Below are 15,492 nucleotides of genomic sequence, written 5' to 3'. Positions count from 1 at the left end.
CACTACCAGGGGCTTGACCTGGACCGGTGTGGACGGTGTGTACGCGGCGGGCGATGTGGCGCGCTGGCATAACGGAACCTTCGACCGTCTCATGCGACTCGAACATTGGACCAGTGCTGCCGAGCAGGGGGCGACAGCCGCTCGGAATGCCCTGAAGCCGCATGCACCCAAGGCGTATTCGACAGTTCCGTACTTCTGGTCCGACTGGTACGACGTGCGGATCCAGTTCGTCGGATCGCCCGCGGCGGACGAGATCGTCGTGGTCGAAAATCTTGACGAGGACGGCCGAATCGTTGCGCTCTACCGTGAAGGCGATCGGCTGGCGGGTGTGCTCACGGTCAACGGTCAGACCGAGATCATGAAGTATCGAGGTCAGATCATGAAGGGCGCCGCTTTCATCGCCGCCGTCGAGTTCGCAGAAGGTCGAAAGGTCGCGCGCGCTGCGAAGCGGGCCGCGACGGTGGACAGGGAGATGATCTTGCCGTATTTCTGGGCTACGAAGTGAGCCTGGACAGCCCGGGCCATGAGGAATGCGCCGCGCAGGTGCACCCCGAGTACGATGTCCCAGTCTTGTTCGGACATCTTGTGCAACAGGTTGTCTCGGGTTACCCCGGCATTGTTGACCAACACGTGGATACCGCCGAGTTCGGTGACGACCTGCTCGACCGCTGATTCTGTTGCTGTAGCGTCCGACACATCGCAAGGCAGGCCGATCACCCGTGCATCGGTTTCTTCGGCGATCGCCTTCGCTGCACTGGACGCAGCTTCACTGTCCAGATCGAACACCGCGACCGAAGCGCCTTCTTTTGCGAGACGCAGTGCTGTAGCGAAGCCGATTCCTCGCGCTCCGCCGGTGACGATCGCCGCCTTCGAATCGAAACGTCGAGTTGTCATTTGGTCCTCCTGGAAGAGATCGGAATTATTGCCAAGTACCGAGGTGTCAGTGCCCGTCTTCAGAAGATGCCGGCGTCACGGCCGCCTCCGTCGACGTTGATCCGCTGGCCGGTCACGTATCCGGAGCCCTCCGATAGAAGGAACTCGACCACTCCGGCCACATCGTCAGGGCGGCAGACCCGGCCGAAGGGGGCGGCCGCGTCGAGGTCTTCGATGTCGGCGCCTGCTGAGGCTTTGACCAGGCGGCGTCCCATCTCGGTCATCACCAGGCCAGGCGCTACCACATTGGCGCGGATCCCGTGTGCCCGTTCTTCCCGAGCAAGGGTCAGTACACACGTCTCCATGGCGGCTTTGGCCATCGTGTACGGCGCGGCGTGGGCCGGCGTCAGCGGCACGGTGTTGCTGGAGATCATCACCACGTCGCCGCGCTTGGCTGCTCTCATATCGGGCAGCAGTGCCTGGAGTAGGGTGATCGGCCCCAGTGTGTGCACCTGGAGCTGGGAGGTGAAGTCGTCCACCGACGTGGAAGCCACGGTGGCGCCTTTGCTTGCTGCACCGGCGTTGCTGACGAATGCATCCACCGGTCCGAGTCGGTCCCGGATCGCGGCTGCCAGTTGTTCTCCTGCCCCGGGTGAGCCGATCTCGGCAGCGAAGGCTTCGGCCTGGCCTCCTGTGGCTCGGATAGCCTTGACCACTTCTGCTGCGGCGTCGGCGTCGCGGCGGTAATTGACTGCTACTGCGGCGCCGGCGGCGCCGAGGCGGAGTGCAATGCCGCAGCCGACTCCGCGAGAGGCTCCGGTGACCAACACAGTGCGTCCTGACAAGGTGCTCATGCGCCCACCAGCCGTCGGCCGATGAGATCCTTCATCACTTCGTTGGCGCCGCCGTAGATCCGTTGTACCCGGGCATCGCGCCAGATCCTGGCGATCGGATATTCCTCCATGTAGCCGTACCCTCCGAAGAGTTGGAGTACCCGGTCGACCACAGCCCACTGGAGTTCGGTGGCCTTGTACTTACAGCCGGCAGCTTCCTCCGCGGTCAGGCTGCCGTCGCCGACCGCGGTGACACAGCGGTCCACATAGGTCTGCATCACCTCGATATCCGTGTGCAACTCGGCCAGAGTCATCCGGACCGACTGCAGTTGGGCCAGGGGACCACCGAACGCGGTGCGCTCGGTCAGATGCGCCAAGGCCAGGTCGAGGGCGACTCGGGCCGAGGCCACCGCGGCGACCGCGATGGAGAGCCGCTCCGTGGGCAGATTGGCGATGGCACCGAAGAATCCTCGGCCGGGCTCGCCGATTATGTTCGATGCCGGTACACGGCATTCGTCGAAGAACAACTCGGCTGTGTCTTGGCCGCGTCGGCCGATCTTGTGCATCGGTTTGCCTCGGCTGAAGCCGGGGGTGCCGTACTCGACTGCGATCAGGCTGGTGCCGCGGCCGTCGCGTTCGCCGGTGCGAGCCAGCACGATTGCCAAGTCGCAGGTTGCTCCGGAGGTGATGAACGTCTTCGAACCGTTGAGGACGTATTCGTCGCCCGCGTGGCGTGCGGTGGTACTGATCGCAGCTAGGTCGGAGCCGGCGCCCGGCTCACTCATCCCGAGCGAGACCACCAACTCGCCGGCGGTGAAGCGCGGTACCCAGCGGGCCCGCTGCTCGTCGGTCGCCAGATCGCGCAGATATGGCACGATGATGTCGTTCTGCATGCTGAACAGGTCCCCGGCCATCCCGGAAGCGACAACCTCTTCGGTCATCACCGCGTTGTATCGGAAGTCGTTGATTCCCAAGCCGCCCAGGGACGGGTCGAAGTCGAAGCCGAGGTACCCGGCCTGGCCGGCTGCCTTGACGAATGTGCGGTCCGGTGTACCGGCCGCTTCCCAGTCGGCTACGTAGGGCACGGCTTCCCGTTCGAGGAAGGTGCGGAACGCCTTGCGGAATTCCTCGTGTTCTGAGGTGTAGATAGTCCTATGCATCGACGGTTTCCTTCACGGGTGCCATGAGAGAGGCCGGAGGGGTGAACCGCTCCCCGTGCCGTGCTGCCAACTCGCGGGCTCGGGCGACAAAGTTGGTGACTCCACCGGGGTAGCCCTCGACGAACTGTGCAGTGCCGCCGGTCCACCGGGGGTAGCCGATACCCAGTAGTGAGCCGATGTTGGCGTCAGCGGTACTGCGCAGCAGGCCCGACTCCAGGCACCGGGCGGTGTCCAGCGCCTCGGCGAACAACAAGCGGTCGGTGAGTTCCTGGATGTCGTCGACGATCCGGAACGGGCCGAACTTGTCAGTCAACCCCGGCCACAGGACGGTGCGCCGTCCGTCGACGTACTCGTAGAATCCTGCTCCGGCTGCACGTCCGGGGCGCTGCTCGATTTCGATCATCCGATGGAGCAGCTCGGCGCCCGGGTGCGGGGTGAACGGTGTTCCCGCAGTGCGCGCCGCTTCGGCGAACTGGCTGTGGATCTTGTGCGGCAGCGCCAGAGTCACCTCGTCGAGCAGCGCCAGGGTGCCCATCGGGTAACCGGCCCTCTGCGATGCTCGCTCGATGGTCATCGGGTGCACACCCTCGGCGAGCATGGCGGCGGCCTCGAGCAACCGGGTCAGGATCACACGGCTGGTGTAGAAGCCGCGGCCGTCGTTGACGACGATCGGCGTCTTACCCAGCTGGCGGGCCACATCGAACGCGCGGGCCACGGTCGCATCGCTGGTCTTCTCACCCACGACGATCTCGAGCAGGTCCATCCGCTCGACCGGGCTGAAGAAGTGGAGGCCGATGAAATCCTCGGGCCGGGCCACGTTCTCGGCGAGTCCGGTGATCGGCAAGGTGGAGGTGTTGGACGCGAGCAACGCGTCGGGAGCCAATACGTCCACGACCTCGGCCAGCACGGCAGCCTTGAGCGCAGGGTCTTCGAAGACCGCCTCGATGAGCAGGTCCGCGCCGGCCAGGTCCGTCACGTCGGTGGTCGGCTGGATCAGAGCGGCGATCGCGTTGGCCTGCTCCTGGCTGCGACGTCCGCGAGCGACGTCCTTGTCGAGGACTTTGACGGCGTAGGCCTTTCCGCGCTCGGCGGCGGCCTGGTCGACGTCCTTGAGGTGCACGATCATACCGGAGGTGGCTGCGTTGAGTGCGATGCCGGCGCCCATCATTCCGGCACCGAGCACGGCGACCCGGGTGGCCTGCCAGGGTTCGAATCCCTCGGGTCGGCTGGCGCCCGAACGCACCGTCTGCATATCGAAGAAGGTGCCCTGGATGATGTTTCGGGTTTGCGGCGAGGTGGCCAGCTGGACGAACCACTGTGTCTCGATTTCGAATGCGGTGTCGATATCGACCTGGCTTCCCTCGACGGCAGCACAAAGAATCGCGGCGGCGGCGTCCATCGGCGCCCCCTTGTTCGCTGCCCGCAGCGCCCCGGCCCGTAGCGGCAGGGTCGCTTCGACGTGTGCGTCGGCCGGGGTGCCGCCGGGGATCGGTTCTCTACGGTCCCAGGGCTGATCGGCCGTTGTGGTTTCCAACGCCAGCGTGCGAGCAGTCTCGAGGAGTTCCCCGGCGGGGACCACCCGGTCGACAAGGCCCAACTCGAGGGCGGCCGCGGGCTTCAGTGAGGTACCGGGAAGCAGTACCCGGTCCAAGGCAGTGTCGAGACCGAGCAGCCGGACAGTACGGACCAATCCGCCACCGCCCGGTAGCAGGCCCAGTGTGGACTCGGGCAACCCGACGCGGACCTTGGGATCGTCCACCAGCACTCGGTGGTGCGCAGCCAGTGCCAGCTCGAAGCCTCCACCGAGTGCGGTGCCGCCGATGGCGGCGACCACGGGCACCCCGATGGACTCGAGGCGACGCAGGTGGGTCTTGGCGGTTGTCGCCAGAGCCTGAGCTGCGTCCACATCGTCGGTCATGGAAACGATCTCGTTGAGGTCGGCACCGGCCATGAAGGTCGATTTGGCCGATACCAGCAGGACCGCGCGCAGCTTGTCCCCGAGACCGGCGAGGTGATCGACGACGGCTCCGAGGTCGTCGACGGTGCGACCGGAGAGGGTGTTAACGCTCTTGTCCGGGTCGTCGAAAGTCAGTGTCACCACGCCGTCCACGTTGCTGGTGGAGATGGTGGGCGTGCTGAAAGTGGTGCTCATCCGGGTGCTCCTCAGATCCGCTCGATGATCGTGGCGATGCCCATGCCGCCGCCGACGCAGAGCGTCACCAGGCCGCGGCGCAGATCGCGTCGTTCCAACTCGTCCAGTACGGTGCCGATGAGCATTGCTCCGGTGGCGCCGAGCGGGTGCCCCAGCGCGATCGCGCCACCGTTGACATTGACTCGTTCGTGGTCCAGATCGAGGTCGCGGATGAAGCGCATCGCGACCGATGCAAACGCTTCGTTGATCTCGAACAGGTCGATGTCGTCGACCGTGAGTCCGGCGGCCTGCAGGGCCTTTCGGCTGGCGGGGGCGGGACCGGTCAGCATGATCGTGGGGTCGGATCCGGAGACGGCGGTGGCCACGACACGGCCGCGCGGCGTCAGTCCCAGGTCAGTGCCCACCTGCTCGTTACCGAGTACCACCAGAGCGGCGCCGTCGACGATTCCCGAGGAGTTGCCGCCGTGGTGCACGTGGTTGATGCGCTCCACCCAGTGGTACTTCTCCAGGGCGACCGCGTCGAAGCCGGCCTTCCCGAGCCCTGCGAACGACGGCTTGAGTCGGGCGAGGGTCTCGACGGTGGTGCCGGGGCGGAGATGCTCGTCGCGGTCGAGCACTACGGTGCCGTTGCGGTCGACGACCGGGACGATGCTGCGGTCGAACCATCCGTTCGCCTGAGCTTTGGCGGCTCGGGCCTGGGACTCGGCGGCGAACGAATCGACGTCCTTGCGGCTCCAACCTTCCAGTGTCGCAATGAGGTCGGCGCCGATGCCCTGCGGAACGAAGCCGGTGGTCAGGTTGGTCTCGGGGTCATTGGCCCAGGCGCCGCCGTCCGAACTCATCGGTACCCGGGACATGCTCTCCACGCCACCGGCGAAGACCATGCGCTCCCATCCGGAGGCGATCTTCTGGGCGGCGGTGTTGACGGCTTCCAGCCCGGAGGCGCAGAAGCGGTTCAGCTGCACGCCGGCCACTGTTTCGGGAAAGCCGGCGGCGAGAACCGCGGTGCGGGCGATGTCGGCGCCCTGATCGCGCAGCGGTGAGACGCAACCGAGTACGACATCGTCGACGACGCTGGGGTCGAGTCCGGGGCTGCGGGTCAGGGCGGCGTTCAGCAGGTCGACGGCCAAGGTCACCGGTTTCACACCGTGCAAGGCGCCGTTGCGGCCCTTGCCGCGTGGTGTGCGCAAGGCATCGTAGATGAACACTTCGTGGGGCATGGGTCCTCTTTCCGCTCCGGCTATCGAGCGCCGGGAACAGGCGGGATCTGGTCGGATGAAGGGGATCGGGACGGCTCGACAGTTCGGATCGTCTCCCGGCTACCCTCTTACGTTCAATGCTCAACTATAATTGTGATTAACTTTTTTGTGTTTGTAGTGCTGATTCAGCAGAGTCAGCGGTAGACGGGCGAGTCTTCCCGGCCGGACGTTGTCGCCGTAGCTGCGCGGGCGGTGTCCTGGGGTCACCACCCGCGCAACTCTGCGGGAGTCGGACGTCAGAAGCGTTCGTCCGGGCCCGGTGCGAACGGCCCGAAGACCGCCGGTCGACGTTCCAGGAACGACAACACTCCCTCTCGCACATCGGGAGTGCGCAACCTGCTCGCGTACACCCGCGACTCGATCTCGGACGCCTGGCGAGGTGTGTCGTGTCGCCAGGTGTCCATGAGCAATCGCTTGGCGAGTGCCACCGAGGTGGGTGAGGTCTCGGTGACGAACACTCGCGCATAGGCCATCGCGCGGTCCAGCACCTGCTCCGGTGGCACCAGCTGGGTGACCAGGCCGGCGTTGAGAGCCTCGTCCGCTTCGAAGACACGCCCCGACAGCAGCCAGTCGGTGGCGGTGGCCAACCCCACCAGGCGAGGCAGGTACCACGAAGACGCACTTTCCGGAACCACGCCGCGGCGGGTGAAGACGAATCCGAACCGGGCGGTCGAGCTGGCGATCTTGATGTCACACGCCGCCATGATCGAGGCGCCACCACCGACTGCGTCGCCGTTGACCGCTGCGACGACCGGGGTGCTCATGTCGAACAGTCGCTCGCTGACCCGACCACCGGGCTCGCGGTACCCGGTCGGGGTGTGCCCTGCTACGTCCTCCTCCAGTGCTTCGATCAGAGTGTCCGGACCGTGCAGTTCAGCACCGACGCAGAACGAGGCGCCGGCACCGGTGAGTAGAACCACTCGAACGTCCGGATCACGGTCGGCGCGATCGAGGGCATCGGCCAGGTCGCGAAGCATCTGGTTGCGCAGCGCATTTCGTCGTTCCGCTGCGTCGAGGACGATTACTGCGATCCCCTCGTCGACTCGGTAGTCGATATCCTCGTAGTGCCGGACGGTCTCGTCGGTGGTCATCACAGACCGCCCGAGCAGACCAGCACCTGCCCCGTGATGTAGCTCGACTCCGGCGCGCAGAGCAGATAGACGGCACCGGCAGCCTCTTCGGCCGTGCCGGCCCGGCCCAAGGCGATCTGCGCGGTTGCCTGCTCGTGCACGGCCGGGTTGATACCCACCTTGATGGTGCGCCCATCCACGTCGATCGTCTGTTCCTCGGTGGTGACCGTGGTCAACCTGGTCTCGATCACGCCATAGGCCACTGCGTTGACCGTCACGTTGTAGCGGCCCCATTCCTTGGCCAGGGTCTTGGTCATGCCCACCAGCCCGGCTTTGGCGGTGGAGTAGTTGACCTGGCCCGGATTCCCGTAGAGGCCCGACGTCGACGACGTGTTGACCACCTTGCGGGCCGGGACTGCCAGCCCCTGCGCGCGCTCCTTCTTCACTGCGGCGCTGATGACCGGCTGTGCGGCGCGCAGGATCCGGAACGGGGCACGCAGGTGGACGTCGAGGATGTCGTCGAACTGCTGATCGGTCATCTTCTGGATGACGTTGTCCCACGTGTACCCGGCATTGTTCACGATGATGTCGACGCCACCGAAGGCATCGACGGCGGTGGTCACGTAGCGATCGGCGAAGTCCGGGTCGGTAACACTGCCGACCACGGCCACAGCCTCACCGCCGGCGGCCTCGATCGCGGCCACGACTTCCTTGGCCGGGGCGTCGTCCAGATCGTTCACCACGACCCGGGCTCCTTCGGCGGCAAGCTTCTCGGCGACGGCGCGGCCGATGCCGCGCCCCGAACCGGAGACGAGGGCCACCTTCTGAGTCAGCTTTCCAGTCACAAGACACCTCCATAGGGTTCCGAACTCTCGATGTGTGAACCGTAATTTCACTTGCGCTATGTAGTCAACACCGACTTTTCAAGGCATATCGGCTATTTTCAGTTAATTAAGAATCTGCTAGATTGCGTTCACGTCCACTTCCGTCAACCGCTGGAGGGCCTAATGAGCACTCGCGAAACACGCAACGTCTGCATCACCGGGGTGGGCATGGTGCCCTTTGCCAAGCCCGGTGCCAGTGAGAATTACGACGTCATGGGTGCCGACGCCGCACGCCGGGCGTTGGCCGACGCGGGCATCGGCTACGCCGATGTCCAGCAGGCATATGTCGGCTACGTATACGGCGACTCGACCTGTGGTCAGACCGCGCTGTACGGAGTCGGCCTGACCGGCATCCCGATCGTCAATGTCAACAACAACTGCTCCACAGGCTCGTCGGCGCTGTGGCTTGCGCGTCAAGCCGTCGCGACAGGGGTGGCCGATTGCGTTCTGGCCCTCGGCTTCGAGCAGATGCGTCCGGGTGCGCTGGTCAACGTCTGGGACGACCGCCCGAGCCCCACCGGTCGCGGCGAGGCGATCACGACCGCCCAACGCGGCGGTGATCTCCCCGCGCCGATGGCCGCCAAGACGTTCGGTGGTGCCGGGGTCGCCTACATGGAGAAGTACGGAATCGGCCCGGAGATCTTCGGACGGGTGTCGGTCAAGGCCCGCAGCCACGCCGCGCGAAACCCCCTGGCCGTGTTCCGGGATCCGATCGACTTGGACACGGTGATGAACTCCAAGCCGATCTGGGGTCCCTTGACCCTGCTGATGTGCTGCCCGCCCACCAACGGTGCTGCAGCGGCTGTGGTGATGAGTGACGAATTCGCCCGGTCCAAGGGGATCGACGCTTCGATTCGGCTGCGCAGCCAGGCTCTGGTCACCGATGTAGCAGACACGTTCGACGGCAACGACATGTTCAAGGTCGTCGGCTATGAGATGACCCGCGAAGCAGCGCGGCAGGTCTACGAGGATTCGGGAGTAGACCCTCTCGATATCCCGGTCGTGGAGCTGCACGACTGCTTCGCGACCAACGAGCTGATCACCTACGAAGGGCTGGGCTTGACCCCCGAGGGCACAGCGGAGAAGTTCGTGCTTGCCGGCGACAACACCTATGGCGGCCGCGTGGTCACCAACCCTTCCGGTGGTCTCCTGTCGAAAGGACATCCTCTCGGCGCCACCGGTCTGGCCCAGTGCGCCGAGCTCGTGTGGCAGTTGCGCGGCCAGGCCGGGGATCGTCAAGTCGACGGCGCAAAGCTCGCGCTCCAGCACAACATCGGACTCGGCGGTGCCGCTGTGGTCTCTCTCTACGAAAAGGTCTCCTGATGCCTCTCGATGCCTCCATCCTGCAGCGAACCGACCCCACGATCGAAGTCGTCGTGGAACGCGGCCGGATCCAACAGTTCTCCAAGGCCATCGGAGAACAGGATCCGATCTATTCCGATGTTGCTGCGGCGCGCGCCGCAGGCCATCCGGACCTGCCGGCTCCTCCGACGTTCCTGTTCGGTCTCGAACTGGAATGCTCCGACATCTTCGACGTGCTCGGTGAGTACGGCGTAGACCTCGGTCAGGTGCTGCACGGAGAACAGACGTTCCGCTACTTCGAACCGGTACACGCCGGCGACACGGTGGTCTTCGCTCCCTCGTACGTGGACCTGTATTCCAAGGCCGGTGGCAGCCTCGACTTCCTCATCCGCCGCTGCGAGGTGCTGCGTGAGGGCACCAAGGTCGCCGAGATGGAGTCCACCACCGTCGTCAAGAACGGAGGGATCGCCTCGTGAGCGCACCCGAGATCACCATCCCGGACCTCGAGCCGGGTCCGATCACGCGCACCACGCTGGCCTTGTTCGCCGGCGCATCGGGTGACCACAACCCGATCCACATCGATCTGGACGCGGCGAAAGCAGCCGGTCTGGACGATGTCTTTGCGCACGGCATGTTGTCGATGGCCTATCTCGGTCGGCTGCTCACCGACGCGGTACCTCAGTCGCGGATCCGTGAGCTGTCCACCCGATTCACCGCAATCACGCCTGTCCTGGCCGAGCCCCGCCTGAGCGCCGAGTCGGTGCCCGAGGAAAGCTCGGAAGAAACGCTCGTGCTGAAGTTGAGTGCGGTCTTACCCGACGGCACTCGCACCATGAGTGGACGCGCGGTTCTTTCCCTGGCGTGATCGCATCGACTCCGCAAGGCGCCACTCCCCATCCTGTGGGAGTGGCGCCGCCGTCGTTACGCAACGGTCTACCGGACAGTGCAGCGTGGATGACCCTGCTCACCGAAGGGGTACGCCCTCTGCTGGTCGGCTCTCTCGGCTTCGACGAGGCTCGCGCCGAACGAACCGAGCACGGACTGTTCGTCGTGACCCAACAGTTGGATTTCGGCGACGTGCCGGCGCCGGGCACTCCGGTAAGCGCACAAGCCTCGCTGCTCACCGCCTCCACCAGCACCCTGCTGATCCGCACCGACCTGTTCGAGCCCGAGGGACATCGAGTGTGCAACCTGGTTACCCGCTATGTCCACGTCGACCTGCGCACGCGCCGCTCGATCCCCTTGCCGGCGAACGCTGTTGCAGGCTGTACAACACGATGACTCGGATATCGCACGACCCGATTTCCGCAGAACAGAGCACACGGCTGCCTCTGTCTTCCCCGGGCGCGTTTCACATCCCTATCGCCGAGCGAAGGACATCGCGTGGCAATCTCCGCCGTAGATCGCACAGGGTCATCACGCAGCTCGGCGTCCTCGTTCCAGAAGTACGGAACGAGGACGCCGACCAGCGACCTTCTTTTCGTCGAGGACACGCTCGGAAACTGACGACCTGCACGTAGGGCTTTCGATGCTGCGCGCGTGAACCGAGTAAGCGCTACATCAGCGACTCGGCAAGTGTTCTGCCACGGCCTCGTGGTACCACTCGGTCGTGACGGGCTCGTACGCAAGAAGGATCTCGCGATTTATCCGACCCCCGTGTGGTGTTCGCAACGACATCGTGCGGCGGAACAACGTCTCACCGGTCCCAGTGTCGGTGAACTCGTAGGTTACGGTGTGGATACCGTCGAAACCGCCTGTGCCATACATATTCTGAGCAATCTTTCCGATCGACTGGAAAGTCCGGAGGTGAGGTCGCTGTGCCATCACCACCTGCCAGTCGAAGCAGCACTCAGATCCGTCGAGCAGTGCGGTCTCCGACCAGGTGACACCGTGACGGACTCGCGAGGATGCACTGGGCCAGATGGGTGGTTCGCTGGTCCTGCATGCGCATCAGCGAGCAGGACCAGCGTGACCGACGAAAGAACACAACCCCGGTGCCTTTGGGGACAGGACCGACGTGGCCGTCAGGGTACTAATACTGCCCGGCCTCGGACGTTGCCCCTCTCGAGTTCACGAAATGCGTCCAGTGCATCTGCCAGAGGGAAGGTCTCCACCTCGATGGTGATCCGGCCTTCCTGAGCCAGGCGAACGCAGGCTTCCAGGTCGGTGCGGGTGCCGCCATAGGAGCTGCGCAGCCAGGCACCCCACGGCCAGCCCCGGCCGGTACGAGCCTCGGCGCTGGCAGGAATCGAACCGCCGCCGAGTCCGGAGAACTGACACATCCCTCCCGGTGCAACGGCGTCGACGGCTGTTGCGGTGGTGGCGTCGTTGCCGACGAAGTCGAAGACGGCGTCGGCTCCCAGACCACCGGTCAGCTCGAGCACCCGCGCGGCAGCGTCCGGGCAGCCTCGGACGGTGTCATGGGCACCGAGAGTCAGCGCCGTCTTCAACCGCAGCTCGTCCACGTCCAATGCCACGATTCGTACGTCGGGCAGGGTCGCGAGTATCTGCACCCCCACGTGGCCCAGGCCGCCGATCCCGATAACCAGCGCTGTGGCGCCGGGTTTCAGGACGGATCGGGATTGCTCGATGGCGTGGTACGGGGTCATCGCGGCGTCGGCGAGCGGCGCCGAGGTCACCGGATCCAGATCGCCGAGTGGTACCAGAAACCGTGCCGGCACCTTCATGAACTCGGCCATCCCACCGTCGGGGCCGAGCCCCGGCGCGGGTGGCTGTGCCCGTCGGCCGGTGGCGACACACAGATTGTCGTCCCCGCGCCGGCAGGCGACACACTCGCCGCACGACCAACACAGGTGCACGATCGCTCGGTCGCCGAGGGACCACCCGGCAACCTCGCTCCCCATGTCCACGACGTGACCGGTGACTTCGTGCCCGAGCACTACCGGGCGGCGGAACAAAGGCTGCTCGGAGTGAGCGACGTGCAGATCGGAATGGCAGATGCCGGCGCCGGCAACTTTCAGAAGCACATCGCGGGGCCCGGGTACCGGATCCGGAATCTCGTGGACGCGAAGGTCGCGGGGCCCGACCAGTTGGACGGCCTTCATCGGCACATCACTTGAACTCGAAGCCAGCGTACGAGGAATCCTCGACTGCGGTCATCTTGGCGTTCAGTCCGGCCAGGCCGCCGTCGTAATGGCGGAAGACGATCTTCTTGCCCGGAGTGTTGGTGCCGTAGGTGTAGTCGATCTTCTCCTCGGCCGCCAGCGAAGTGCTGTTCAGCTCGTAGACGTGATCGGTCCACTCCTTGGCTGCCTCGAAGGTGGCCTCCACCCGCGTCGCCCCGCGGCGCACCGCTTCACCGAGCGTGCCGGTGACGAAGTCGACCTGCCGTTCGGACATGCGGGGCACGTTTCCGCTGGAGCTGTGCGGTCCGACGAGAAAGAACAGGTTCGGGAAACCGGGGGCCGACGCACCGACGAATGTGAAAGGTCCGTCTTCCCACGCTGAGTTCAGCGACGCGCCACCGGCGGTGATGTCGATTCGGTCGTAGGCGCCGGTGATGGCGTCGAATCCGGTGGCGTAGATGATGACGTCGAAGTCTTCGGTGCCTTCGGTGGTTTCGATTCCGGTCTCTGTGATCTTGGTGATCGGTGTGGTTCGTAGGTCGACCAACTCGACGTTGGGCTGGTTGTAGACCTCGTAGTAGTTGGTCTCGAACGGCGGACGTTTGGCTCCGTAGCCGTGGTCGGGCACCAGCAGATCGGCGACTTTCGGGTCGTGGACGCGGGTCCGGATCTTGCTCTCCACGAAGTCGGAGAACTCGCGGTTGTAGACCTTGTCGGTCATGACTTGCATGTAATTGCCGAGTAATTTGGCGAATCCTGGTGCGTTGTAGAGCTGCTCCCAGAATTTCAGGCGCTCCTCGTGACTGACTGCCCCGGCTTCGACGGGCGCGAAATTGTGCATGAACCCGGCAAAGGAGCTTTTCAGCGACTCGTGCAGTTGGTCCATGGTGGACTTGATCTGCTCTTGTTCCTCGTCGGTGATCGGCGCGTTGTTGAGCGGTGTACACCAGTTGGGTGTGCGCTGGTACACGGTCAGCGAACCGACCTCGCCGGCGATGGCGGAGATCACCTGGACTCCGGTCGACCCGGTACCGATCACGGCGACCTTCTTGCCCGCGACGTCGACGCCTTCCTGGGGCCATAGGCCGGTATGTGCCGACACCCCGCGGAAGTCGTCGATTCCCGGGACCGGGGGGTACTGCGGCGCCGAGAGCATGCCGATGCCGGTGATCACGAAACGAGCGTGGATCACGTCGCCGTTCGCGGTGGTCACCTTCCAGGTGTGGGTGTCCTCGTCGAAGTCCATGGCCGTGACGCGGGTGTCGAATGTGATGTACTTGCGCAGGTCGAAGCGGTCCGCCACGTGGTTGAGGTAGCTCTCGATCTCCGGTTGGCCGGCGAAGTGCTCGGACCAGGACCACTCCTCGCGGAGTTCCTTGGAGAAGAAGAATGCGTACGTGTAGGACTCGGAATCGAAGCGCGCTCCGGGGTACCTGTTCCAGTACCAGGTTCCGCCGACCCCGCTGCCCGCTTCGACCGCTGCGAAGGTCAGATCGGTCTGGGTCAGTCGGTACAGCTGATAGAGGCCGGAGATACCGGCGCCGATGACCAGCACGTCGAGGGTTCCGGAAGGTGCCGAGTCGATTCGGGGAGTGTTCATGGGCAATGGTCCGTTCTGGAGGGGATCAATCGAGCGTGCGGATGAAGGTTCCGGCGCGCTCGAGCGATGGGAGGGCCTCGGAAAGTCGGCCGAGCAGAATCTGGTGTACGTGCGGCATGCCGTCCTCGACCTGGACCTCGACGCGGCCACCGGCGGCGCGGATCTTCTCGGCCAGGCGCGCAGTGTCGTCGAAGAGGATCTCCTCGGTGCCCACCTGCACCAGCAACGGCGGCAGGCCGGTGAGATCGCCGTACAGCGGTGAGGCGAGAGGATTGGTGCGGTCCCCATCGCCGAGGTACGCGGCGGCGTTGGCGTCGAGCTGCTCCTTGGTGACCAACGGGTCGCGTGCCGCCCGGTCGATGATGCTGGCGGCGCCCTGAGTCAGGTCGACCCACGGTGAGAAGGCGACGGCACCGAGCGGCGTCGCGATGCCGGACTCTCTCGCAGCCAACAGGGTGGCCAGCACCATACCGCCGCCGGCAGAGTCCCCGGCCACCACCACGTTGTCGGCTCCGCGCTCGGCGATCAGTGCCCGCAGCGCTGCGGTGGCATCGTCGAGTGCGGCGGGGAACGGGTGTTCCGGTGCGCGACGGTAGTCGAGTACGAACACATCGACGGCGGCAGCATCAGCCAGTGCAGCGGCCAACGGTCCGTGGCTGCGGCTGGAGCCGAATTGGAAGCCACCGCCGTGCAGATAGAGCACGGCACGGCGACCGGCGCCGGTGGGACGGAACCATGCGCCGGGTACGTCTCCCACGATTCCTTCCGTGCGGGTCACCCCTGCGGCGAGGCCGGCCTTCTCCATGCTCACGTCGTACCCGTCGCGCACCTGATCAAGGGTGGCGTCGGGCGCTGCGAACGAAAAAGCGTCGATAACTGCGTCGATGACGTGCTGCTCAGGCACGGCTTCCTCCTCGGAGTGATTTCTCAGCCAGGGACCTCGTCGTGGAGCGTCCGTCGACGCTTCGGTTCGGCAGCCTGAATGGATTTGGGAACAGGGTGGGCGCTATGGCAGTGGGACGGACTCTGTACCCGGCCGCTGTGACGACCAACACATCGTATCGTCCTGTTTGAGAAAATACCAGAATCTAAATTAACTAAACGTGGTTATCTCGAAGCGCCGGTGCGTACCGGTGAACTCACATAGTCGTCGAAGTTCGGGCGGCGGGTCATCTTCCAGTACTCCAGCACCGTCCACGGGGAATTGGTGACAACTCGGCCGGTGGAGTTGCGGTAGTAGCTTTCGACCCCCTCTAGGCCGTGTTTCATAAGC

14 protein-coding genes and 2 pseudogenes are annotated in these 15,492 nt (G+C 64.9%); 5 read left to right on the top strand and 11 right to left on the bottom strand.

The features are described from left to right. Positions 1 to 91 precede the first annotated feature (91 nt). Positions 92 to 340 (top strand): annotated as a pseudogene (locus tag A8G15_RS32280) (oxidoreductase C-terminal domain-containing protein); the annotation flags it as partial. A gap of 32 nt (positions 341 to 372) precedes the next feature. Here the strand turns inward: A8G15_RS32280 and A8G15_RS30170 are convergent. The 7 genes from A8G15_RS30170 to A8G15_RS26665 all read right to left on the bottom strand — a co-directional run bounded on the left by A8G15_RS30170 (position 373) and on the right by A8G15_RS26665 (position 8,192). Next, a complete protein-coding gene (locus A8G15_RS30170) occupies positions 373 to 894 on the bottom strand; it encodes an SDR family NAD(P)-dependent oxidoreductase (protein ID WP_082900188.1) in 522 nt (173 codons plus the stop codon). A gap of 59 nt (positions 895 to 953) precedes the next feature. Then, positions 954 to 1,727, bottom strand: a complete 774-nt coding sequence (locus tag A8G15_RS26690; protein ID WP_068166083.1) for an SDR family NAD(P)-dependent oxidoreductase — start codon at positions 1,725 to 1,727, stop codon at positions 954 to 956. Beyond that, the gene (locus A8G15_RS26685; RefSeq protein WP_068166082.1) at positions 1,724 to 2,866 is read right to left on the bottom strand and encodes an acyl-CoA dehydrogenase family protein; all 1,143 of its coding nucleotides are present in this window, start codon (positions 2,864 to 2,866) and stop codon (positions 1,724 to 1,726) included. Before A8G15_RS26685 ends, A8G15_RS26690 begins: the two co-directional genes overlap by 4 nt. After that, on the bottom strand, positions 2,859 to 5,018 hold the full coding sequence (locus A8G15_RS26680) for a 3-hydroxyacyl-CoA dehydrogenase NAD-binding domain-containing protein (RefSeq protein WP_068166081.1): 2,160 nt from the start codon (positions 5,016 to 5,018) through the stop codon (positions 2,859 to 2,861). The genes A8G15_RS26685 and A8G15_RS26680 overlap by 8 nt, the downstream gene beginning before the upstream one ends. A gap of 11 nt (positions 5,019 to 5,029) precedes the next feature. After that, positions 5,030 to 6,238, bottom strand: a complete 1,209-nt coding sequence (locus tag A8G15_RS26675) for an acetyl-CoA C-acetyltransferase (protein ID WP_068166079.1) — start codon at positions 6,236 to 6,238, stop codon at positions 5,030 to 5,032. A 275-nt stretch (positions 6,239 to 6,513) separates the two neighbouring features. After that, positions 6,514 to 7,368 carry an enoyl-CoA hydratase-related protein gene (locus A8G15_RS26670; RefSeq protein ID WP_068166077.1) on the bottom strand — a complete coding sequence of 285 codons (855 nt, stop codon included), beginning with the start codon at positions 7,366 to 7,368 and terminating at the stop codon, positions 6,514 to 6,516. Beyond that, positions 7,368 to 8,192 carry an SDR family NAD(P)-dependent oxidoreductase gene (locus A8G15_RS26665; protein WP_068166076.1) on the bottom strand — a complete coding sequence of 275 codons (825 nt, stop codon included), beginning with the start codon at positions 8,190 to 8,192 and terminating at the stop codon, positions 7,368 to 7,370. Before A8G15_RS26665 ends, A8G15_RS26670 begins: the two co-directional genes overlap by 1 nt. 162 nt (positions 8,193 to 8,354) lie before the next feature. Here A8G15_RS26665 and A8G15_RS26660 point away from each other — a divergent pair, with 162 nt between their 5' ends. From A8G15_RS26660 to A8G15_RS26645, 4 genes are all read left to right on the top strand, one after another. Next, on the top strand, positions 8,355 to 9,554 hold the full coding sequence (locus tag A8G15_RS26660) for a lipid-transfer protein (RefSeq protein ID WP_068166074.1): 1,200 nt from the start codon (positions 8,355 to 8,357) through the stop codon (positions 9,552 to 9,554). Beyond that, complete coding sequence (locus A8G15_RS26655) at positions 9,554 to 10,009, top strand: MaoC family dehydratase N-terminal domain-containing protein (RefSeq protein ID WP_068166072.1); 456 nt, start codon at positions 9,554 to 9,556, stop codon at positions 10,007 to 10,009. Before A8G15_RS26660 ends, A8G15_RS26655 begins: the two co-directional genes overlap by 1 nt. Then, the gene (locus A8G15_RS26650) at positions 10,006 to 10,398 is read left to right on the top strand and encodes a MaoC/PaaZ C-terminal domain-containing protein (RefSeq protein ID WP_068166070.1); all 393 of its coding nucleotides are present in this window, start codon (positions 10,006 to 10,008) and stop codon (positions 10,396 to 10,398) included. Before A8G15_RS26655 ends, A8G15_RS26650 begins: the two co-directional genes overlap by 4 nt. 89 nt (positions 10,399 to 10,487) lie before the next feature. Continuing rightward, complete coding sequence (locus A8G15_RS26645; protein ID WP_068166068.1) at positions 10,488 to 10,814, top strand: thioesterase family protein; 327 nt, start codon at positions 10,488 to 10,490, stop codon at positions 10,812 to 10,814. A gap of 743 nt (positions 10,815 to 11,557) precedes the next feature. Here the strand turns inward: A8G15_RS26645 and A8G15_RS32405 are convergent. The 4 genes and pseudogenes from A8G15_RS32405 to A8G15_RS26625 form a co-directional block, all read right to left on the bottom strand. Beyond that, positions 11,558 to 12,232, bottom strand: a complete 675-nt coding sequence (locus A8G15_RS32405; protein ID WP_342671600.1) for a zinc-binding dehydrogenase — start codon at positions 12,230 to 12,232, stop codon at positions 11,558 to 11,560. Positions 12,233 to 12,244: 12 nt separating this feature from the next. Beyond that, a pseudogene (locus A8G15_RS32400) lies at positions 12,245 to 12,598 on the bottom strand (alcohol dehydrogenase catalytic domain-containing protein); the annotation flags it as partial. A 7-nt stretch (positions 12,599 to 12,605) separates the two neighbouring features. After that, positions 12,606 to 14,219: a flavin-containing monooxygenase gene (locus tag A8G15_RS26630; RefSeq protein ID WP_068166064.1), complete on the bottom strand. Its 1,614-nt coding sequence runs from the start codon at positions 14,217 to 14,219 to the stop codon at positions 12,606 to 12,608. Positions 14,220 to 14,244: 25 nt separating this feature from the next. Beyond that, the gene (locus A8G15_RS26625) at positions 14,245 to 15,123 is read right to left on the bottom strand and encodes an alpha/beta hydrolase (RefSeq protein ID WP_068166062.1); all 879 of its coding nucleotides are present in this window, start codon (positions 15,121 to 15,123) and stop codon (positions 14,245 to 14,247) included. Between the last annotated feature and the right edge of the window lie 369 nt (positions 15,124 to 15,492).

This window comes from Rhodococcus phenolicus, assembly GCF_001646785.1.
Taxonomy (GTDB): Bacteria; Actinomycetota; Actinomycetes; order Mycobacteriales; family Mycobacteriaceae; genus Rhodococcus; species Rhodococcus phenolicus.
Note: the sequence above shows the minus strand (reverse complement) of the source record. Positions and strands in the feature narration are given on the sequence as shown.

What these genes read in the sequence shown, in the direction of transcription:
- A8G15_RS30170 (WP_082900188.1), bottom strand. Translation starts at nt 894, where the DNA reads ATGACAACTCGACGTTTCGATTCGAAGGCGGCGATCGTCACCGGCGGA.
- A8G15_RS26690 (WP_068166083.1), bottom strand. Translation starts at nt 1,727, where the DNA reads ATGAGCACCTTGTCAGGACGCACTGTGTTGGTCACCGGAGCCTCTCGC.
- A8G15_RS26685 (WP_068166082.1), bottom strand. Translation starts at nt 2,866, where the DNA reads ATGCATAGGACTATCTACACCTCAGAACACGAGGAATTCCGCAAGGCG.
- A8G15_RS26680 (WP_068166081.1), bottom strand. Translation starts at nt 5,018, where the DNA reads ATGAGCACCACTTTCAGCACGCCCACCATCTCCACCAGCAACGTGGAC.
- A8G15_RS26675 (WP_068166079.1), bottom strand. Translation starts at nt 6,238, where the DNA reads ATGCCCCACGAAGTGTTCATCTACGATGCCTTGCGCACACCACGCGGC.
- A8G15_RS26670 (WP_068166077.1), bottom strand. Translation starts at nt 7,368, where the DNA reads ATGACCACCGACGAGACCGTCCGGCACTACGAGGATATCGACTACCGA.
- A8G15_RS26660 (WP_068166074.1), top strand. Translation starts at nt 8,355, where the DNA reads ATGAGCACTCGCGAAACACGCAACGTCTGCATCACCGGGGTGGGCATG.
- A8G15_RS26655 (WP_068166072.1), top strand. Translation starts at nt 9,554, where the DNA reads ATGCCTCTCGATGCCTCCATCCTGCAGCGAACCGACCCCACGATCGAA.
- A8G15_RS26645 (WP_068166068.1), top strand. Translation starts at nt 10,488, where the DNA reads ATGACCCTGCTCACCGAAGGGGTACGCCCTCTGCTGGTCGGCTCTCTC.
- A8G15_RS32405 (WP_342671600.1), bottom strand. Translation starts at nt 12,232, where the DNA reads ATGGCCGAGTTCATGAAGGTGCCGGCACGGTTTCTGGTACCACTCGGC.
- A8G15_RS26630 (WP_068166064.1), bottom strand. Translation starts at nt 14,219, where the DNA reads ATGAACACTCCCCGAATCGACTCGGCACCTTCCGGAACCCTCGACGTG.